The sequence below is a fragment of the Bacillus halotolerans genome, from assembly GCF_004006435.1.
In the GTDB taxonomy this organism is placed as follows: domain Bacteria; phylum Bacillota; class Bacilli; order Bacillales; family Bacillaceae; genus Bacillus; species Bacillus halotolerans.
This window is the reverse complement of the sequence record NZ_CP029364.1, coordinates 3,520,590-3,537,983: the sequence shown is the minus strand read 5'-3', so window position 1 is coordinate 3,537,983 and position 17,394 is coordinate 3,520,590. Positions and strand designations below refer to the sequence as shown.

General features: G+C 41.0%; 13 protein-coding genes. 6 read left to right on the top strand and 7 right to left on the bottom strand.

Annotation, left to right across the window (positions count from 1 at the left end; translation table 11 throughout):
- Positions 1-38 precede the first annotated feature (38 nt).
- The 5 genes from levG to DIC78_RS18095 form a co-directional block, all read right to left on the bottom strand.
- Complete coding sequence (gene levG, locus DIC78_RS18115; protein ID WP_024122268.1) at positions 39-866, bottom strand: PTS fructose transporter subunit IID; 828 nt, start codon at positions 864-866, stop codon at positions 39-41.
- 20 nt (positions 867-886) lie between these two features.
- A complete protein-coding gene (gene levF, locus DIC78_RS18110; protein WP_101861138.1) occupies positions 887-1,693 on the bottom strand; it encodes a PTS fructose transporter subunit IIC in 807 nt (268 codons plus the stop codon).
- Between the two features lie 4 nt (positions 1,694-1,697).
- Positions 1,698-2,198 carry a PTS sugar transporter subunit IIB gene (locus tag DIC78_RS18105; RefSeq protein WP_127696717.1) on the bottom strand — a complete coding sequence of 167 codons (501 nt, stop codon included), beginning with the start codon at positions 2,196-2,198 and terminating at the stop codon, positions 1,698-1,700.
- Positions 2,198-2,638 (bottom strand): PTS fructose transporter subunit IIA, encoded by a 441-nt coding sequence (gene levD, locus DIC78_RS18100; RefSeq protein ID WP_095713411.1) that lies wholly within the window; start codon positions 2,636-2,638, stop codon positions 2,198-2,200. The genes DIC78_RS18105 and levD overlap by 1 nt, the downstream gene beginning before the upstream one ends.
- Positions 2,639-2,830: 192 nt before the next feature.
- Positions 2,831-5,641: a sigma-54-dependent transcriptional regulator gene (locus DIC78_RS18095; protein WP_127696716.1), complete on the bottom strand. Its 2,811-nt coding sequence runs from the start codon at positions 5,639-5,641 to the stop codon at positions 2,831-2,833.
- Positions 5,642-6,329: 688 nt separating this feature from the next.
- Between DIC78_RS18095 and DIC78_RS18090 the strand changes: the two genes are divergently transcribed.
- Complete coding sequence (locus DIC78_RS18090) at positions 6,330-7,703, top strand: amino acid permease (protein WP_106020170.1); 1,374 nt, start codon at positions 6,330-6,332, stop codon at positions 7,701-7,703.
- A 240-nt stretch (positions 7,704-7,943) separates the two neighbouring features.
- On the opposite strand, the gene DIC78_RS18085 is transcribed toward DIC78_RS18090, so the two are convergent.
- Entirely contained in the window at positions 7,944-8,576 is a 633-nt protein-coding gene (locus tag DIC78_RS18085) for a LysE family transporter (protein WP_024122275.1), read from the bottom strand.
- Positions 8,577-8,729: 153 nt separating this feature from the next.
- Between DIC78_RS18085 and DIC78_RS18080 the strand changes: the two genes are divergently transcribed.
- From DIC78_RS18080 to DIC78_RS18060, 5 genes are all read left to right on the top strand, one after another.
- The gene (locus DIC78_RS18080) at positions 8,730-9,557 is read left to right on the top strand and encodes a TrmB family transcriptional regulator (protein WP_127696715.1); all 828 of its coding nucleotides are present in this window, start codon (positions 8,730-8,732) and stop codon (positions 9,555-9,557) included.
- A 251-nt stretch (positions 9,558-9,808) separates the two neighbouring features.
- Positions 9,809-10,306 (top strand): RNA polymerase sigma factor SigV, encoded by a 498-nt coding sequence (sigV, locus tag DIC78_RS18075; protein WP_127696714.1) that lies wholly within the window; start codon positions 9,809-9,811, stop codon positions 10,304-10,306.
- A complete protein-coding gene (gene rsiV, locus DIC78_RS18070; protein ID WP_095713415.1) occupies positions 10,306-11,163 on the top strand; it encodes an anti-sigma-V factor RsiV in 858 nt (285 codons plus the stop codon). The genes sigV and rsiV overlap by 1 nt, the downstream gene beginning before the upstream one ends.
- Positions 11,164-11,295: 132 nt before the next feature.
- Positions 11,296-13,164: an acyltransferase family protein gene (locus DIC78_RS18065; protein WP_127696713.1), complete on the top strand. Its 1,869-nt coding sequence runs from the start codon at positions 11,296-11,298 to the stop codon at positions 13,162-13,164.
- A 466-nt stretch (positions 13,165-13,630) separates the two neighbouring features.
- A complete protein-coding gene (locus DIC78_RS18060) occupies positions 13,631-13,894 on the top strand; it encodes a YrhK family protein (RefSeq protein WP_373271173.1) in 264 nt (87 codons plus the stop codon).
- A gap of 329 nt (positions 13,895-14,223) precedes the next feature.
- On the opposite strand, the gene cypB is transcribed toward DIC78_RS18060, so the two are convergent.
- On the bottom strand, positions 14,224-17,388 hold the full coding sequence (gene cypB, locus DIC78_RS18055; protein ID WP_127696712.1) for a bifunctional cytochrome P450/NADPH--P450 reductase CypB: 3,165 nt from the start codon (positions 17,386-17,388) through the stop codon (positions 14,224-14,226).
- Between the last annotated feature and the right edge of the window lie 6 nt (positions 17,389-17,394).

Below are 17,394 nucleotides of genomic sequence, written 5' to 3'. Positions count from 1 at the left end.
GACTTCTGCAGGTTCTCCCCTTTTTACCCGTTAAGCGCTTATGCCAGAAATCCAGCCCAATAGCCAAGAATACCGATCACAAATATGCCAACTATAATAAGGAGCGGATTTACTCCTTTTCGCAGCATCCATGCCACTAATAAAGTCAATCCTAAAGGCAGCACCCCCGGCATAATGCTGTCTAAAATATTTTGCACAGTTTGAACGTCAACTTTTCCGTTATCATCTTTAATTCTTGAAACAACGATCGGGATGTTGATGGTGGTCCACTTGGAGACCAAAGCCCCCATCACAAATAACCCGAGGATGGAAGCACCTTCTGTCAGTTTTTGAATACGATTCCCTGCTAGATCCTGCAGAATCTCCATCCCTTTTACATAGCCATACTTTAAACCGTAATATTTTGTGGTTAATCTGATGGCATTCAGCAGGAAAAAGAACAGCAGAGGACCGGCAATGTTTCCGCCTAAAGCAAGAGAAGCCCCTAAAGCAGCCAATACGGGGCGTACGGTTCCCCAGAAAATAGGATCGCCCACACCCGCTATCGGACCCATTAAACCGATTTTCATCCCGCTTATTGCTTTCCCGTCTATTCCTTTATTGTTCGCCATTTCTTCTTCCATGGCAGCTGTCACCCCAAATATGGGTGCGGACAGCCACGGATGTGTATTAAACCATTCCAAATGGCGCTGCAAAGCTGCGTTTCTTTTCGCTCCCGGACCGTACAATTTTTTTATCGCCGGTATCATCACATAGCAATATCCCATTGCCTGCACACGTTCAAAGTTAAATGAGCCGAGCAAGAAATTCGAACGGATAAACATACTGAAAATGTCTTTCTTTGTTAATCTTTTTTCTTTCTCCAATTTTCATCCCCCCCTCATTCTTATGCATCAAGATCGTCATCATCATCATAGACAGCTGCATTGCTGCCGTCTGCGGCTGCGGCGACTGCCCCGTGGGCGCTATTTTTTTGCATAACCTGCTGGTATAAAAGCGCCAGACAGAGACCAAGAGCGCCAAATCCTACTAAATTGAAATCGGTAAACGCTGCCAACAAAAAACCAATATAGAAAAATGGCTTAAGATAAGGGATATTCATCATATTGATCACCATTGCATACCCCACAACAACAATGATGCCTCCTCCTATTTGCAAACCTTTGGTAATGACTTCCGGAATATTTCCCAAGAACACCTGAACAGCGCTCACACTGATTAAGGCCACAATCAAAGTCGGTATCATGACACGCAGCGCTTGAAACACCATGGCGGTAACATGCATAATTTCAATTCCTTTGATATTCCCCTCCCTGGCATATTTATCAGCACGGTGAATGAAAAAGACAGTAATCGTTCGGACAAAAATAGTAAGCGCTTGACCTGCAGCTGCCAAAGCAACAGCGACGGCAATGCCTTCACCAATGCCTTGATCAGCGGTAATCACTAAAATGGTTGAAATCACAGAGGCAATGGCTGTATCAGGCGCCATGGCGAGGCCGACATTCATCCAGCCCAGCGCCATCAGCTCCAGCGTTCCTCCTAAAATGATTCCTGTTTTTAGATCACCAAGCACAAGGCCAACCAAAGTGCAGGCAATCAGCGGACGGTGTGTTTGTCCTTCATCCAATACACTTGCAATACCTGTAATGGCTGCAATGATTAACAACAAAATAATTTGTATTGAAGTCATCATCTCATCCCCTTGATGATTTTGTTACATTTCTCAAAATCTCCATAAAGTCTTCACTGGTATCAGAAGGCAGCTGCCTCAATTCCAGTGTGACGCCTAATTCATTTAATATTTCAAACGCCTCTGTATCCTCTTCAGTTACGCTGACTGATTTGGTGATTTGCCGGCGATTATTCTCAAAACGCATCCCTCCGACATTTACGGTTTTGATAGGGACGCCTGCTTCTATGAGAGATACAATATCGGATGGGTTTTCAAACAGCAGCATCGCCGTTACCCCTTCGTAGCGCGGACTATGAAACGCCTTTGCCATTTTAGAAATTGATACGGCACTCGCCTTTACATTGGAAGGAGCAACAGATAGGATCAGGGTTTTTCTCATTTCATCCTGCGCAACGTCATCTGACACAACGATGATTCGGTCTGCTGCATGGACTTTAATCCATCTTGTCAGGATTTGGCCGTGAATAAAGCGGTCATCAATTCTTGCCAATGTAATGTTCATCATAGTTCATCCTCTCTTTTTTCTTCACAAACTGTTTTTGCTTTTTCTAAATGTTCGCTGCAAACTTGAAAGCTTTGCTGGCTCATTTTTTTTAAGTGATTCAGCAATTCTTTGAGTTTCAGATGTTCTCTCAGGCTTAAAACCTCCAGTAGTATCGGCAGGTTTATGCCGGCAGCCATATCCATTCTTTGATCCTTAGCGATGAAGGAAGCCGCTGCGTTATACGGTGTGCCTCCAAAAATATCAACTAAAAAAAGCACCTCATTTTCTTTCGGAATATCCTGAAGCGTCTGATGATATTTTTCTTGCAGCGTTTGGATGCCCTCTCCTTTAAAAAACGGCACCGCTATCAGATGATTTTCTTCACCGAATATCATGCCTGAAGATTCTTTTAATGCTATGGGAAAGTCCCCATGTCCGCTAATAATGACTGAAATCATAACACGATTGCTCCTTTCCTTTTTCGTACACCCATTTATAATGCAAGTATCGTGCCAAAGAAGCTGTGTTAAGCGTTTTCATTTGTTTTGCAGCACATGAAGAAAGCTGATTGAAAACACATGTGAATACAAAAATAAACCTGTATTAAAATGGCGTTCCATTTAATACAGGTTTACGTAAAAAAATCGTTTTTAACACATGTGGCCATGTACTTCGTCAGCAAAAATGGCGGCTATAAATAATTTTTCATCATCGCTTATGTTCAGCCCCAATTTTTGTTCGTAAGGGATTAATGTTCGCTCTGTCACCTCAAAGATCTCTTTCAGCTGATCGGTTATTTCGTCTTCTTCGGAAAAAGCAATCGGATTCTGTTTAATCACCCTTTCAAAGGCAAAAGCTGTATGCATAATCACTTTGATCATCACTGTATTATTGAAAATGATGCCTAGTTCATCTTGAATGGTCTGAAGCCACTCTAATAAGATTTCTATAATGTGATGGGGGTTCAAAAAAACCAGATACTTTTTCAAACTATCCTCGCAAAGCTCCCGTACAATGATGTTTGTGCCCGATAATCCATTACTCATCGGGATGCTTCCTTTTGTGATCGCCTGTTGGATCATCTTCTCTCCTTCTCCTCCAATTAATACCTCCAATGATACATGCGGAGCATTGATTTTAGGATCTTTTGTTCCTACTGTCGCAAGGATCTCATACTCTTTTTCGATTTCTTTGATGCTGTTTGCCAATTTAATCGATGATACGGTCAATATGTGGATGGGAACATCAGAGGCCTTGTTTACGATCGTTGTTAAGATGTCTTCCAGCTTTTTTGCCGTTCCGCTGCCTGTTGTGCAGATTGAAACCAACGCCCTCTTTTTTCCTGGTGAGGCGGCAGGCTGCCGATCCCATAACTCAATAAAATCCTTTGTGACCGAATCATATATGGCATGTAAATGTAAATTCAGATAGTTCACCTTTCTGACGGCGTCCAGCACCATTGAGGTCGTGACATTGCTGATTGTTTTGATTTTGATGCCTGTTTTTTCTTCAAGCTTGCTTTCCAGCATTGCAAGTGACCCCATGTCAACAAGCATTAAAACACCTTCACCTTCATCTACCTGCTGTATTTTTCCCGCTAAGCGCTCCATAATTTCCGCAGGTGAAACAGAAAGGGGCATATCAACGGCCGCAATTGGGGTGCTTCCTAAAAGCTCCGTCGCTACTTCTACCATGGAACTCGCCATGCTATTTCCATGTGCGGCAACCACAATCCCTACTCTTTTGTTTTCTTTTAACGTTTTGATGGAATGAATCAGCATCGTTAAGTAGATGACTTCTATTTCCGGGACGGTTACTCTGAAGTGTTCCTGAATTTTGTCTTTAAATATGAGCGCCACCTGATACTCTTTCACATGGGTATCACGGATTTCATCCGTTTCCTGCGCATTTAAAATATCAATTTGCTTACCGCGTTTTAAAAATGAATCGATATGCATACTTAAAAAATAGATAAATTTACGGTCAAATGTGCAATTCAGTTCATGTTCAGCAACTTCTTTTAATTGCTTCGTCATTTGAATCACGCCGTCCTCAACAAATGTCAGCAGGTTGTCATTTCGGAACGCGCTTTGATTAAAAAAGCTTCTGACATGCAAATGAATATCCGTTAAAATATATTGGTTTATTTCCTTTTTGGACAAACCTTCTTTGTTTAGCACTTCGACCTTTTCTTCTATCAAATGATACAAATTAAATGATAGATCATCATCAATTTTTGTTGTTTCATCTTCTACTATCGGGGATATGATGGTTGTGATATTGACATATTCAGAAATCGTTTTGCTTCTTTTCATGTTTTTGCTGCTTGACATCCAATCTTGCTTGATTTCATCCGGGAGATCCCGAACGGTCAGTTCAACAACTTCATCTCTGTCAAGATTATGTAAGAATCCATGTGCACAAACTAACTGCACATTTGATTTCAGCTGTCCCACATTCCCAAACTTCGCAGAATGAATCAATGCATTATATACATCGATATGCACACTTAGATTCTTCTTAATACGCTCTGCTTCTTTCCCTAATAAAAACGTTGTGAGATCAACTCTCTCTTTAAGAGATCGTTCTTCCAGCGATGGAATATGAATCGTCATTGGAATTCTCCGCAAAAATGTTTTTAATAGAGCAGAATTAGGGTTTTCGGTAGTTGCGCAAATAAATAATACTTTCGATGTTCTTTTATGTTCAGTTTCTCCAAGACGGTTATAAGATCCGCTGTCGATAAAATAAAACAGCATTTCTTGTCCCTCAGGCGGAAGACGATGAATTTCATCCATAAACAGAATGCCCCCGTCGGCCTGCTCAACTAAACCGGCTTTATCTTCGCTGGCACCGGTAAATGCTCCTTTCTTATGACCAAATAATTGAGAGAGCAATAATTGAGGATTGTTATAGTAATCTGCACAGTTAAATGTGATGAACGGAGAACCAGCCTTCAAAATGTCAGAGTAAATCGCAAACTGGTAAATCCGGTTCGCAAAAAGGGATTTACCGGAGCCTGTTGGTCCTAAGAGAAGCATGTGCAGACCGTGCGGAGGATAAAAAACAGCTGCTTTTGCTTGAGAAATTGCTTTCTTCAAACTGCCTTTTGCTCCAATCATAAGTTCAAGAGGATTCGTAGAAATATTTTGATCGTTCTTTTTTTGATTTTCAGAAAGCCCCTTCAGTTCTTTCACTTCCATTATCTCTGTATTCCATTTTTTGTTGAATGCCCTTTCCACTACTTCCACTGGAATGTAGCGCACGGGAAACGTTTTAATTTTTATTACCTTTTTGGACCGCACGAGATTGTTTAATTCAAAACTGACATTGGACCGCTCTATCTTCAATTGCTGAGCAATTTCCTTTGCTGAATTTCCCTGTACCTTTAAAAGATGATCTAAGCTGGAGTCATGAAAATTATGCATGAGCTGATGGTATATTTTATCAATTCTTTTCATCTATATCATCCTTTGTCCTTATTAGTCAAAATTGAAAAAACGGACATCAGTTTTATGCCTTGTACTGAGGATCTCATCTCATTCTATGGCCTTGCGTCCGCACTCGGATTTTCTTTTTCAATATTCTGTGAAATGTTTTTGTATGCAGGAACAATAGCACGTATCTCAACACAAAAGCTTGCACCGATTAAAAAATAATTTCGTTATTTGTCTAAACAAACACCCTTTTTGGTGTTTTTGATCTATGATTCACTCAGGTTGTCCCCCTTCAAAAGTAATAATTCGTAAACAGTTTACCACTCTCCGTGAACATATTGGTGACAAAGTTCTGATACTTCAGAAAATACATCTTAAAGATCAGGGCAAATAACCCAAAACTTAATCTCTTGTCATTATAAACATGACTGAATGTAAACTCTCTATTCTTCTTATAACATTATTATTTTAATAAAAAATAGTGGGATATATTATTAGAGCGGCAGAAAAGAAATCCTTTACTCATCCTGATGGATATTACACCTTATAAAAATAGAAAAGAAAGATAGATACATTAGTTACATTTAATTAAAAAAATCAATAAAATTTAAAATAATATAGTTTCCTGTTATAATGATAGATAAAAAATTTAGGAAGCTATGATTCCTAAACAACCAAGATAACTATATTTTTTATTGGAGGAAAACATAAAGTGACGGACGATTCCACTATGGACAATTCTCTGCACAAACGGAAATTGTCCAGAGGCCTTAAAAACAGGCACATACAACTCATAGCGATTGGGGGGGCAATCGGAACTGGTTTATTCCTAGGATCAGGGAAATCAATACATTTTTCAGGACCCTCTATTTTATTTGCTTACATGATCACGGGCGTATTTCTCTTTTTTATTATGCGTTCACTGGGAGAGCTGCTCTTATCAAACGCGGGATATCACTCTTTTGTTGATTTTGTAAGTGATTATTTAGGAAATATGGCAGCATTTATTACCGGCTGGACGTACTGGTTTTGCTGGATCTCACTTGCTATGGCTGATTTAACAGCTGTCGGTCTTTATACCCAATATTGGTTTCCTGGTGTACCCCAATGGATGCCAGGGTTCATTGCGCTTATGATGTTGCTCATCATGAATCTAGCGACTGTAAAACTTTTTGGTGAATTGGAGTTCTGGTTCGCATTAATCAAAATCATCGCAATACTGGCACTGATTGTTATCGGTATTGTCTTGATCATAAAAGGATTTTCCACACAGTCAAGCATAGCCTCCTTCACAAATCTTTGGAGTCACGGCGGCATGTTTCCAAATGGTTTACATGGATTTATCCTCTCATTCCAGATGGTCGTGTTTGCATTTACGGGCATTGAACTTGTGGGGCTTACTGCAGGCGAAGCAGAAAACCCAGAAAAAGTAATCCCTAAAGCAATTAACAATATCCCTATTCGAATTTTGCTTTTTTATATTGGCGCTCTTCTTGTGATTATGAGTATTTATCCATGGAATATCATTAATCCTGCTGAAAGCCCATTTGTTCAAGTATTCTCAGCGGTCGGTATCATAGCAGCCGCCAGCATCATTAATTTTGTTGTACTGACATCTGCTGCTTCAGCTGGCAATAGTGCTTTATTTAGTACAAGCCGGATGGTATACTCGCTTGCCAAGGATCATCATGCACCTGACCCATTGCAAAAGCTGACTGCCTCAAATGTACCAAGCAATGCATTGTTCTTTTCAGCCATTGCCATTCTTATTGGTGTTATTCTGAACTATGTAATGCCAGAGCAAGTCTTTACGCTTATCACAAGTGTTTCTACTATATGCTTCATCTTTATTTGGGGCATTATTGTGATTTGCCATTTGAAATATCGGAAAACAAGACCGGATGCAGCAAAGGTGAATACATTTAAAATGCCGCTTTTTCCATTATCCAATTACGTAACACTGGCTTTCCTGGTGTTCATACTGGTTGTGCTGGCACTCGCGAAAGATACGCGTGTTTCCCTATTTGTCACTCCAGTTTGGTTTCTCTTATTGATGATTGCTTATAAAGTTCGTCATACTAAGTGAAATCATAAAAAAGACAAGGGAGTTGTTTATCCCTTGTCTTTTTTGTGTGCTGCGAGGCACTGGATATTCCATGTTTTACGATCCCGCTCATTTAGTGTCATGATCTTTTCCCGTACAAATGTCTCCAAATAAACGTATGCTGAAGATAAAAACATACCTGCCTCCGTGATTTAATCTCCATATTTATCAAAAGACTCCGTTCAAAATATGAACGGAGTCTTTTGATAAGTGGCCGTGACATCAATTTAAACCAGTTTTAATACCAAACCCAACTAATATGATTCCCGTTATTTTTTGAAAAGCTTTCTGGAACTTGGGATTTTTCATCCATTTTTTTGCGTAATCAATGATATAAACGAGAAAGAGGAACCATAACACCGCTAATAGGGTGAGAATTGAAGCTAAAATAATGAGCTGCTGGTTTACATTTCCCTTCAGATTAATGAATTGGGGCATGATCGTGACATAGACCAAAACCGTTTTGGGATTGAGAATGTTACTGAGTGACCCTTGCATAAAGGAAGATTTATAGTGTCGTTTCGGAGAAATTGCTGCGGTTTTTGCTTGAGCTTGCATGTCGTCTAAAGAAAACATATTTTTTGCAAAAAAACTTTTTATCCCTAAATAAATTAAGTATGCTGCTCCCAAATATTTGATTGTTGTAAAAAGAATCACCGACTTGGCAATGACCATTGATAAACCTAGAATGGCAATAACCGTCCAAAAAGAAAGTCCCGTTGCCAATCCGAGAATATTATATCGGCCAGCCTTTGCGCCATACCTAAGGGTATTTTTCATAACAAGCATCGTATCTGCTCCTGGAATGATAACCATCATGGCAGCGATCGGTATGTATGCGAGTAAGCTGTGCATGTTCTTTCCCCCTTTAAATGAATCCCCTTAACATATAGTGACTACTAAAGTAACTCCCTATAAAAAGTGTATCAATACGTTTGGAAAAAATCAATATGGTTTGTTAAAATAGCGATTACAAAGGCAGCGACTGCTCTTTATATTGGAGGATGTATGAAGGAAAATATGTTAGACATTTTAAAAAACCTCAATTTTACCGAATATGAATCAAAAGCTTATCTGGCATTATTGCAAGAAGCGCCTTTAACCGGCTATGCGGTAGCCAAAAATTCGGGCGTGCCTCGTTCAAAAATATATGAAGTCTTGGAAAGCTTAGTCTTAAGAGGAGATGTTTTTGTAAGCCACGGAAACACGCCTCAGTATGTCCCTGTACCCGCTAAAGAACTGATTAAAAACCGACGGCTCAAAGCGGAAGAGAATTTTGACCAGGCTGAAAAATACTTTGAAAAATTCGAGCAGACCGCAAATGACCGGGAAAATATCTGGAATATCACCGGACGCAGTGAAATTCTTGAAAAGGTGAAGGCTTGTATATTATCAGCAAAAAAAAGAATCCTCTTGGAGATCTGGAAAGAGGATTTCAAAGAGGTGGAATCAGAGCTGAGACAGGCGGCAAATAAAGGTGTCATTGTCACCATTATTGCCTACGGAGATATCGCATCTGATTTTGCTAATGTTTACCTTCATGATATGAGCAGTGAAATTACAGAAGAGTATGACGGACGGTGGCTTGTATATAGCGGAGATGATTCAGAAGTAGTAGCAGGTATTGTCTCTCTTGGCAACGATAGCCGTGCTGCATGGACGATGCATGTAGGTTTAGTCATGCCTATTACAGAAGTGATCATTCATGATCTGTATCTCATGGAAATTATGAAGAAGCATAGAGGGCTTTTAGAAGATAGTTTCGGGAAAAATCTCATCCAGTTACGACGCAAATTTTCAATCCACTCAGATTTTAAAAAACATTACTTGGAATAGAACACATGATATTTCCTGTATACCATGTAACCAAAAAACATGGCTTGTATCAACAAGTCATGTTTTTTTATGCAACTCCCCCATTAATAGGGTCTTTTCCGTTTATTTTTAAGCAATTGATCCTCCCCTCCCGCTCCTGATCACTTTTTTAAAAAAAATAATATCTGCGCAAACTATTTTTCAAACTGCCCCGTCTATCCTAGGTAACATCCTACGATATACGTATATTCAAAAAGGAGCCCTTTATTGCAATGAAGAAAAAACAAACAATAAAAGCGTTACTTGTCACGTGTATAACTGACCATAAGCAAGATTTCTACAGATTAGCCTTCAGTTATGTGAAAAATCAAGATGACGCATTAGATATTATTCAGGAATCTATAAAAAAAGCGCTCAGCTCAGTTGAAACGGTCAGAAACCCTGAGACGATAAAAAGCTGGTTTTATAAAATCTTAGTACGTACAGCTATTGATTTTTTGCGAAAACAAAAAAAGTTAAAGGTGATCGATGACGAAACGATTGAGTTTTTAAGCTCAGGAAAGGAAGATCACTATAAGGACACTGATCTTCATGAAGCGCTCGACGAATTGCCGTCCCACTATAAAACAATTATTATTTTGCGTTTTTTTGAAGACCTCAAACTAGAAGAAATTGCGGAAATTACAGGGGAAAACTTGAATACCGTCAAAACGCGCCTTTACAGAGCATTGAAGCTGATGCGCATTCAGTTGACGAAGGAGGATTCTTAATGGATAAGAGATTACAGCAATTAAAAGAAGAATATAAAAATGTCCAGATTCCTAAAGAACTGGATATCATTGTCGAAAAAGCCCTTCAGCAAAAACCAAAAAAGAAAAGAATCGTCATGTGGCCGACATCAGCAGCTGTCGCGGCAGCTATTTTATTCACTGCACTTGTCAACATCAACCCAGATGCAGCTCAAGCTATGTCAAAAATCCCTGTCATCGGCAAGATCGTCAAAGCCATCACTTTTATTGAGATCAAAGAAGAGAAAGATGAATCAAGCATCGATGTCAAAACGCCTGCTCTGTCGGGACTTTCTAATAAAGAGCTTGAAAACAGCATCAACCAGAAATATTTGAAAGAAAGCAAGCAGATGTATAAAGAATTTATACAGTCCACATCCAAAAATAAAAAAGGACATCTCAGCATCTACAGTGATTACGAGACAGTAACAGACACGCCAGATTTAATTTCTATTCGGCGTGATATTGAAAAAACACAAGCATCATCTTACACACAAAGCCGTTATATCACAATTGACAAAAAGAATGATATCTTACTTACATTAAAAAGCTTATTTAAAGATGACCGCTATATCAAAGTCATCAGCCAAAACATCAAAGAACAAATGAAACAGCAAATGAAGGAAGATCCAAATAAAATCTATTGGGTCACTGACGAGGATGCAGAACCATTCAAACACATTCAGCCTGATCAAACGTTTTATATTACAGAAGACCATAAACTTGTGATTTCATTTGATGAATATGAAGTTGCCCCCGGCTATATGGGCGTTACAGAGTTTAAAATTCCGACCAGCGTCATCTCAAATCTGCTCATGGGAGAACGTTATGTTCGATAACAGAAAAACATCCATGTCATCATCTGTGTCATGGGTGTTTTCCCTTTCGCAAAGGGACCTGACAGATATCAAGAAGGCCGTAACCTTGCAGCCAAAACAGCGAGAATATCTGCACATTATTGGAGGAATACCATGTATCACAAAACACAGCATCACCGCTACATCACTGGACTCGATGGCCTTCGGGCTTTTGCCGTCCTGGCAGTTATCGCTTATCACCTAAACTTCAATTGGGCTAACGGTGGCTTCATTGGAGTTGATATCTTTTTTGTATTATCAGGCTACTTAATTACATCTATTATATTGCCGGCACATGGAAATAATATCAGCCTTGATTTTCGGGACTTTTGGGTGCGCCGAATTCGGCGGCTTCTGCCAGCGGCTTACCTTATGATCATTTCCGCTGTTATTTGGGTCGTCGTGTGCAACCGAGAACTTTTGCACACTGTGCGCGGAGATGCCATCTCTTCTCTCTTTTACATGAGCAATTGGTGGTTTATTTTTCATAAACTCTCGTATTTTGATAGCTTCGGATCCCCGTCACCGCTTAAAAACCTTTGGTCATTGGCAATTGAAGAGCAATTTTATATTGTATGGCCGATGTTTTTGGTTGCTGGAATGTACATATTTAAAAACCGTGCGAAACTGGCGGCAGCGGTATCGTTGCTTGCGCTCTGTTCAGCCGTGATGATGAGCGTACTGTATGAACCCGGCGGAGATCCGAGTCGCGTGTACTACGGCACAGATACTCGTTCGTTTGAACTTCTCATAGGATGTGCTCTGGCTCTGATATGGCCGATGAAAAGGCTGTCTTCCAACAGGCTGCCATACAAACTGAAGCGCCTTTTGTATGGCACAGAACTATCGGCGTTTTGTATTTTAGTTTTGTGTGTCTATTTTACAGATGAATACGAACCTTTTCTTTACAGAGGCGGAATGTTTTTAATAAGCATTACCGCAGCGGTCCTTATTGCATGTGTATCCCATCCGAGCAGCTTTTTGGGCATTCTGCTGTCATGGAGGCCTCTTCGTTGGCTTGGAACGAGGTCTTACGGTATTTATCTTTGGCACTACCCTGTTATTGTGTTAAGCACGCCGATTCAAGAAATCGGAAACCCTGTTTTTTGGCATATCGCGCTAAAGATCTTCGTTACATTTATACTCGCCGAGCTTTCCTATCATTTCATTGAAAAGCCGATACGGACAGAGGGGTTTAAGTCATTTTTCCGCCGGGCTTTTATTCATAGAATTCGAGAATGGAAAACGACATCTGTCATCAGCAAAATGTCAATTGGCTTCGTCATTCTCGCTATACTTATTTTTGCAGGGGGACTGTCAGGGGTAGCCGGAGAGAAAAAACATCCGCAATGGACGTATAGCACGTCAGAGCATAGAAAGTTGGCAGCATCCGATAAAGACGGAGAAAACAAATCGAAACAAAAAACAACAGCCTCAAATAAAGATCAAGAGGAAACGAGCGCAAAAGGACAGGAGACTACGAAAAAAAAGGACATAAAATCTCAGAAAGAACCGGCAGCTGCTGATAAAGAAGTATTAGCAATAGGGGATTCCGTCATGCTTGATATCGCCTCCAGCCTCCGTCAGTCTCTTTCACATGTCATAATTGATGGGAAGGTGGGAAGACAAATGTCTCAAGCTTTAGAACTGACACGAGAATACAAGTCTTTTAATCAGCCGAATAAAGCTGTCATCATTGAACTGGGAACCAATGGCTACTTTACAAACAGCCAAATCGATCAATTGCTTACATCTTTCTCAAAAGCTCATATCTATCTTGTCAATACGCGGGTTCCCCGGCAATGGGAAAGCAAGGTGAATGAAACTTTGCGGCAGCAGGCTAACACGCATAACAATATTACGTTGGTTGACTGGCATACAGAAGCTCTCCAGCATCCGGAGTATTTCACCCCTGACGGCGTACACTTGGTTCCCCAAGGGGCTGAAGCTTTAACCGCTCTTATCGTTCGGGCAATAAAATAGATTAGCAAAAAAGAGGTCCTGCTTAGACCTCTTTTTTTGCGATGGATCAATTCCAGCTGCGTGCAGCAAATTGCTTTTAAAAAAGAATTGCCGTTCACATTGATGACATGGACCAGGCATAAAACCTAATCTATTGGAAATTTATATTCTGCATTCTAAAATTATTCCTTCCGCTTCGTTCTCAAATTCACCTAATACGATAATAACCTTCGATTCTTTATTCATATTGCCACCCCCTTCGTTTATGATCTATTTATATTACAACATTTTTCAATTTATGTTAATAAATAGGTATAAGAAAACTCACAAACTACCGCCCTTCCTAACTTGAGAAATGGCTGACCTATATATGGTCCTCATCATTTTTATTTCTAGCTGTGAAGCTCTTATGTTTACCTATCGTTTACGTGAGGGTAAGAAAATATAGAATGGAGGGATCATCGTGGAAGCTAATGCAGAAAAAGAGATGAAAAAGCAAATAAATCGATACGAGCTTTTTTTCAAAAAACGATATAAAGTTCTCTATACAGTAAACGATTTTATCATTGGCTTTTTATTTTTCATCGGCAGCTTTTTCTTCTTTTACGATGAATTAATGTCTGCAGGGATATGGCTGTTTGCGGTTGGCAGCTTCCTGCTTTTAATCAGACCGACGATTCGTTTGGTTCATGATTTTCATTACAGAAAACATCTTGAGCGTCTATATCATCATGGAACATCCTCTGACTAGCATGAAGTGTGAGGAAGCGAACAGACAAATGCATAGTCTCAAATCGGACATTCTAACTCAAACGGCATGATGAGATGCAAGAATAAAAAGAAAAGAACGCTTGATTAAGTTTCTAGAAAATTAAACCCAAAGATACAAATATATAACTTTATAACTATTCATTTATAAAAAACCAGAAAAAACCTAAAGTTTTATATCTTTTGGACGATAATAATAACAAGGCCGGCGCGATACTCCCTATAACATCCTTTTCAGTAGATTTCAATATCGTGCCGGTTTTTTTCACATGCTAAAGCAATCCCGCCATCTCTGGCGGGATTTATTTTTACTTACATTCCAGTCCATACATCTTTTACATAACGTTTTTGATCTTGCAGCTTCTTCAGCCATTCTGCTGACGCTTCCTGACTTGCTCCTTTGTCAGCTTCATAAGCCGCACGCAGTGTGTTCTCTACTTCAGGAGCCATTTGTGCACCATCGCCGCATATATAAACGTGCGCACCTTTTTCAATCAGTGAAATTAATTTCTGTGCATCTTGTTTTAGTAAGTGCTGAACATATACTTTTGGTTCGTCTTCCATTCGTGAATAGCATCGATGGACTGTTACCAAACCGGCTTTTTCCGCCTGGTCAAGCTCTTCTTTATAAAGATCGTCATGATCAGGACGCCGGCATCCGAAGTATAAATGAGCTTCGCCAAGCGCACTTCCTTCCTTCTTCAGAACGGATCTGGCCTGGATGAAACCTCTGAATGGCGCAATTCCTGTACCCGGTCCCACCATAATCAGCGGGGTTTGGAGATCATCAGGCAGCTGGAATCCAGATTGCGGTGTCCGAATGAAACAGGCAACCGTATCACCTTGACGGAGTCCGGCTAAGTAATTGGATGCAACGCCCTTATATTCCCCGCGTCCGCTCCAAGCTGAGGCCTTTACAACTCCCACCGTCATACTGACCCTATTTGCTTTGACCTTCGGTGAGCTTGAAATTGAATAATATCTTGGCTTTAGTGATGGCAAAAGCTCTAAAAACCGTTCAAACGGCATTTCACAGGCCGGATAGTCCTCTAACAGATCCAGCATTGTCACACGTTTTGTCAGAACATGTTCCTTGTACATTTCATCACTCGATATAAGTAATTCCAGCTCTTTTTTATGAGGCGGGCATACTGTATATGAAGCCAGCTCACGAAGCTGAAGCCTTGAAGCAGAATCCTGCAGCTCTACGTAAGATGATAATAACTCCATCACTCTGATCGGCCGATCCAGCGGAAGGTGAGCCATATGCGGGCTGCCGTTCATTTTTATCACAGCTTGCGGCTGCAAATCGAATCGGTTGAGAACCCGTTGAACCAGCTCTTGGCTGTTTTTCGGCAATATTCCGATGTGGTCGCCTTCTTTATACGTTTTTGAGTCAGGGAGCTCCAATTCTATATGACGCGTCGAACGCAAACTGCTTGCTGTCTGAAGCTCATGGTTTTCAAGAACGATACCTTCAAACGCGCCATACGCTTTAGCAAGCGGTGTCTCTGTTGCTTCACTGAGGAATGTAATGGATAGTGACGGCTTCGTTTCTTTCTCGGTTATTTCATTCACGTGAAAGGCTTCCATTGTTTCCTTCCAAAAGCGGTTTTCCCAAGACTCGCGATGGCTTTCAAAGTCATCGGCCGCATCGCCTTCCCCAATGGATGTCAATCGTGATGCTCCTTTTGATGCCATCATGTCATCGATAAGGCGAGGAATTCGCTGATACGTGCTGGCCCAGCTCCGGTTTCCGCAGCCAAATACCGCATAGGAAACACCCTTTAATTGACCTTCCTCCAACTCTCCCAGCCACTCGACAAAGCCAGAAGCATTATCAGGCGGCGCCCCGTTATATGAGGCAGTCACAATGACAACAGCGCCTTGGTCGGGGAGTTTTCCAATGTAATCATCAAGAGGTGCAGTTTCCGCTGTAAAGCCGAGCCGGCGCCCGTAAGCTGCCAATTCACCTGCCATGCCTTCTGCGGTGCCGAGGTTTGAACCGTAAAGAACGAGTAAAGGTGTGCCGTGTTTAGGTTTTGTCTCGTTTTCCTTCGTTTCGTGCGCGGTGCCAGTCTGTTCTTTTTTCTGAACATTCATTTGGACCGTTTTCCTTGGTTTCACTGTAATTTTAAAATCATCCGGTTTAATTGTTAATGCCTCTTTGATTTTGAGCTCGTAACCAGTGTGATTCATCAATTCAAAGTGCTTTAATACAAGTCCGAGAACCATTGTCGCTTCTTGAAGCGCAAACTGCATCCCGATACACGCCCGCTGGCCGTTTCCAAACGGTTTATACGCATGGTGAGGAATATTTTCAGGGTTCTCAAACCGTTCCGGACGAAAATCTTCTGCATCTTCACCCCAAGCGTTTTGATCTCTGTGAAGTTTTGGGATCAAGACGGAGACGGGCTGTCCTTTACTGATAGGGTATTCGCCGCCTAAAACTGTTTCCTCCTTGGCATAAAGAGAAAAAGCGGGCGCTGTCGGATACAGCCTAAGCGTTTCATTGAGAACCATCCGAACATATTTCAGCTGCTGAATGTGTTTATATTCAGGCGGGTCTTCCGTTAACACGCGATCGGCTTCCTCTTGAGCTTTTTTAAGTTTTTCCGGATGTTTAAGCAGACAGTAAATCGCAAAGGAAAGCAAGCCGCTCGTTGTTTCATGGCCTGCGATTAAAAACGTGATGATTTGATATCTGATGTTTTCATCATCCAGTGTCTCACCCGTTACAGGATCTTTCGCATAAAGCATGAGCGATAACAGATCCTTAATGTTTTGGTCCGGGTTTGCTTTTCGCTCTGCTATAATTCTGTCAACCAGCGAATTCATCACTTCGATATCCTTTTGGAACTGCTGTCTCGTTTTGACCATCATCTTATCCTGCAGGCCCAGTCTTTTTGTTTGGTTCATTCCCTCTTTTAAAGCCCGGAGCATGCTGGTGATAAACGGATGCTGCGTATCACGGTAAAAGCTGTTAAACCGATAGTTAAATCCGCATAACCCGATGGTATCAAGCGTCAGGCGGGTCATATCGTCCGCCACGTCAATTTCTTCATTCGGATTCAGCCGGCTCCATTTTTGAATCAGCTGTGTCGCGATATCCAGCATCATAGAATGATAGCCTTTCATTGCTTTTTGACTGAAGCTCGGCAGCAGAATACGATGGGCTTTCTGCCAATTCGGCTCGTGCGTCCAGCTTGTAAACAATCCGTCTCCTCCGAACTCACGCACTTTCAGCAAGCCTTTTCCAAGGTTTTTGTCAAATCGGCTCTCGTCACACACTTCAGCAACGAGTTCATGGCCTGATACGAAAACGCCGGATACACCAGGAAAATCGAAACGGAAAATCGGCCCTAACTCATCAGCAATCCGCCATAAGGATTGGGAAAGCTGTTCCTTTTCCAAATGCGGGAGGTTTTTTAAAGGTCCGTATGTTTTCGGCTGAGGTATTGCACTTGCCTGTTTCATAAACAT

Excerpts from the sequence above, each read along its gene's own strand:
- levF (WP_101861138.1), bottom strand. The coding sequence starts at position 1,693 with ATGACTTCAATACAAATTATTTTGTTGTTAATCATTGCAGCCATTACA.
- DIC78_RS18105 (WP_127696717.1), bottom strand. The coding sequence starts at position 2,198 with ATGAACATTACATTGGCAAGAATTGATGACCGCTTTATTCACGGCCAA.
- levD (WP_095713411.1), bottom strand. The coding sequence starts at position 2,638 with ATGATTTCAGTCATTATTAGCGGACATGGGGACTTTCCCATAGCATTA.
- DIC78_RS18095 (WP_127696716.1), bottom strand. The coding sequence starts at position 5,641 with ATGAAAAGAATTGATAAAATATACCATCAGCTCATGCATAATTTTCAT.
- DIC78_RS18085 (WP_024122275.1), bottom strand. The coding sequence starts at position 8,576 with ATGCACAGCTTACTCGCATACATACCGATCGCTGCCATGATGGTTATC.
- DIC78_RS18080 (WP_127696715.1), top strand. The coding sequence starts at position 8,730 with ATGAAGGAAAATATGTTAGACATTTTAAAAAACCTCAATTTTACCGAA.
- sigV (WP_127696714.1), top strand. The coding sequence starts at position 9,809 with ATGAAGAAAAAACAAACAATAAAAGCGTTACTTGTCACGTGTATAACT.
- rsiV (WP_095713415.1), top strand. The coding sequence starts at position 10,306 with ATGGATAAGAGATTACAGCAATTAAAAGAAGAATATAAAAATGTCCAG.
- DIC78_RS18065 (WP_127696713.1), top strand. The coding sequence starts at position 11,296 with ATGTATCACAAAACACAGCATCACCGCTACATCACTGGACTCGATGGC.
- DIC78_RS18060 (WP_373271173.1), top strand. The coding sequence starts at position 13,631 with ATGAAAAAGCAAATAAATCGATACGAGCTTTTTTTCAAAAAACGATAT.
- cypB (WP_127696712.1), bottom strand. The coding sequence starts at position 17,388 with ATGAAACAGGCAAGTGCAATACCTCAGCCGAAAACATACGGACCTTTA.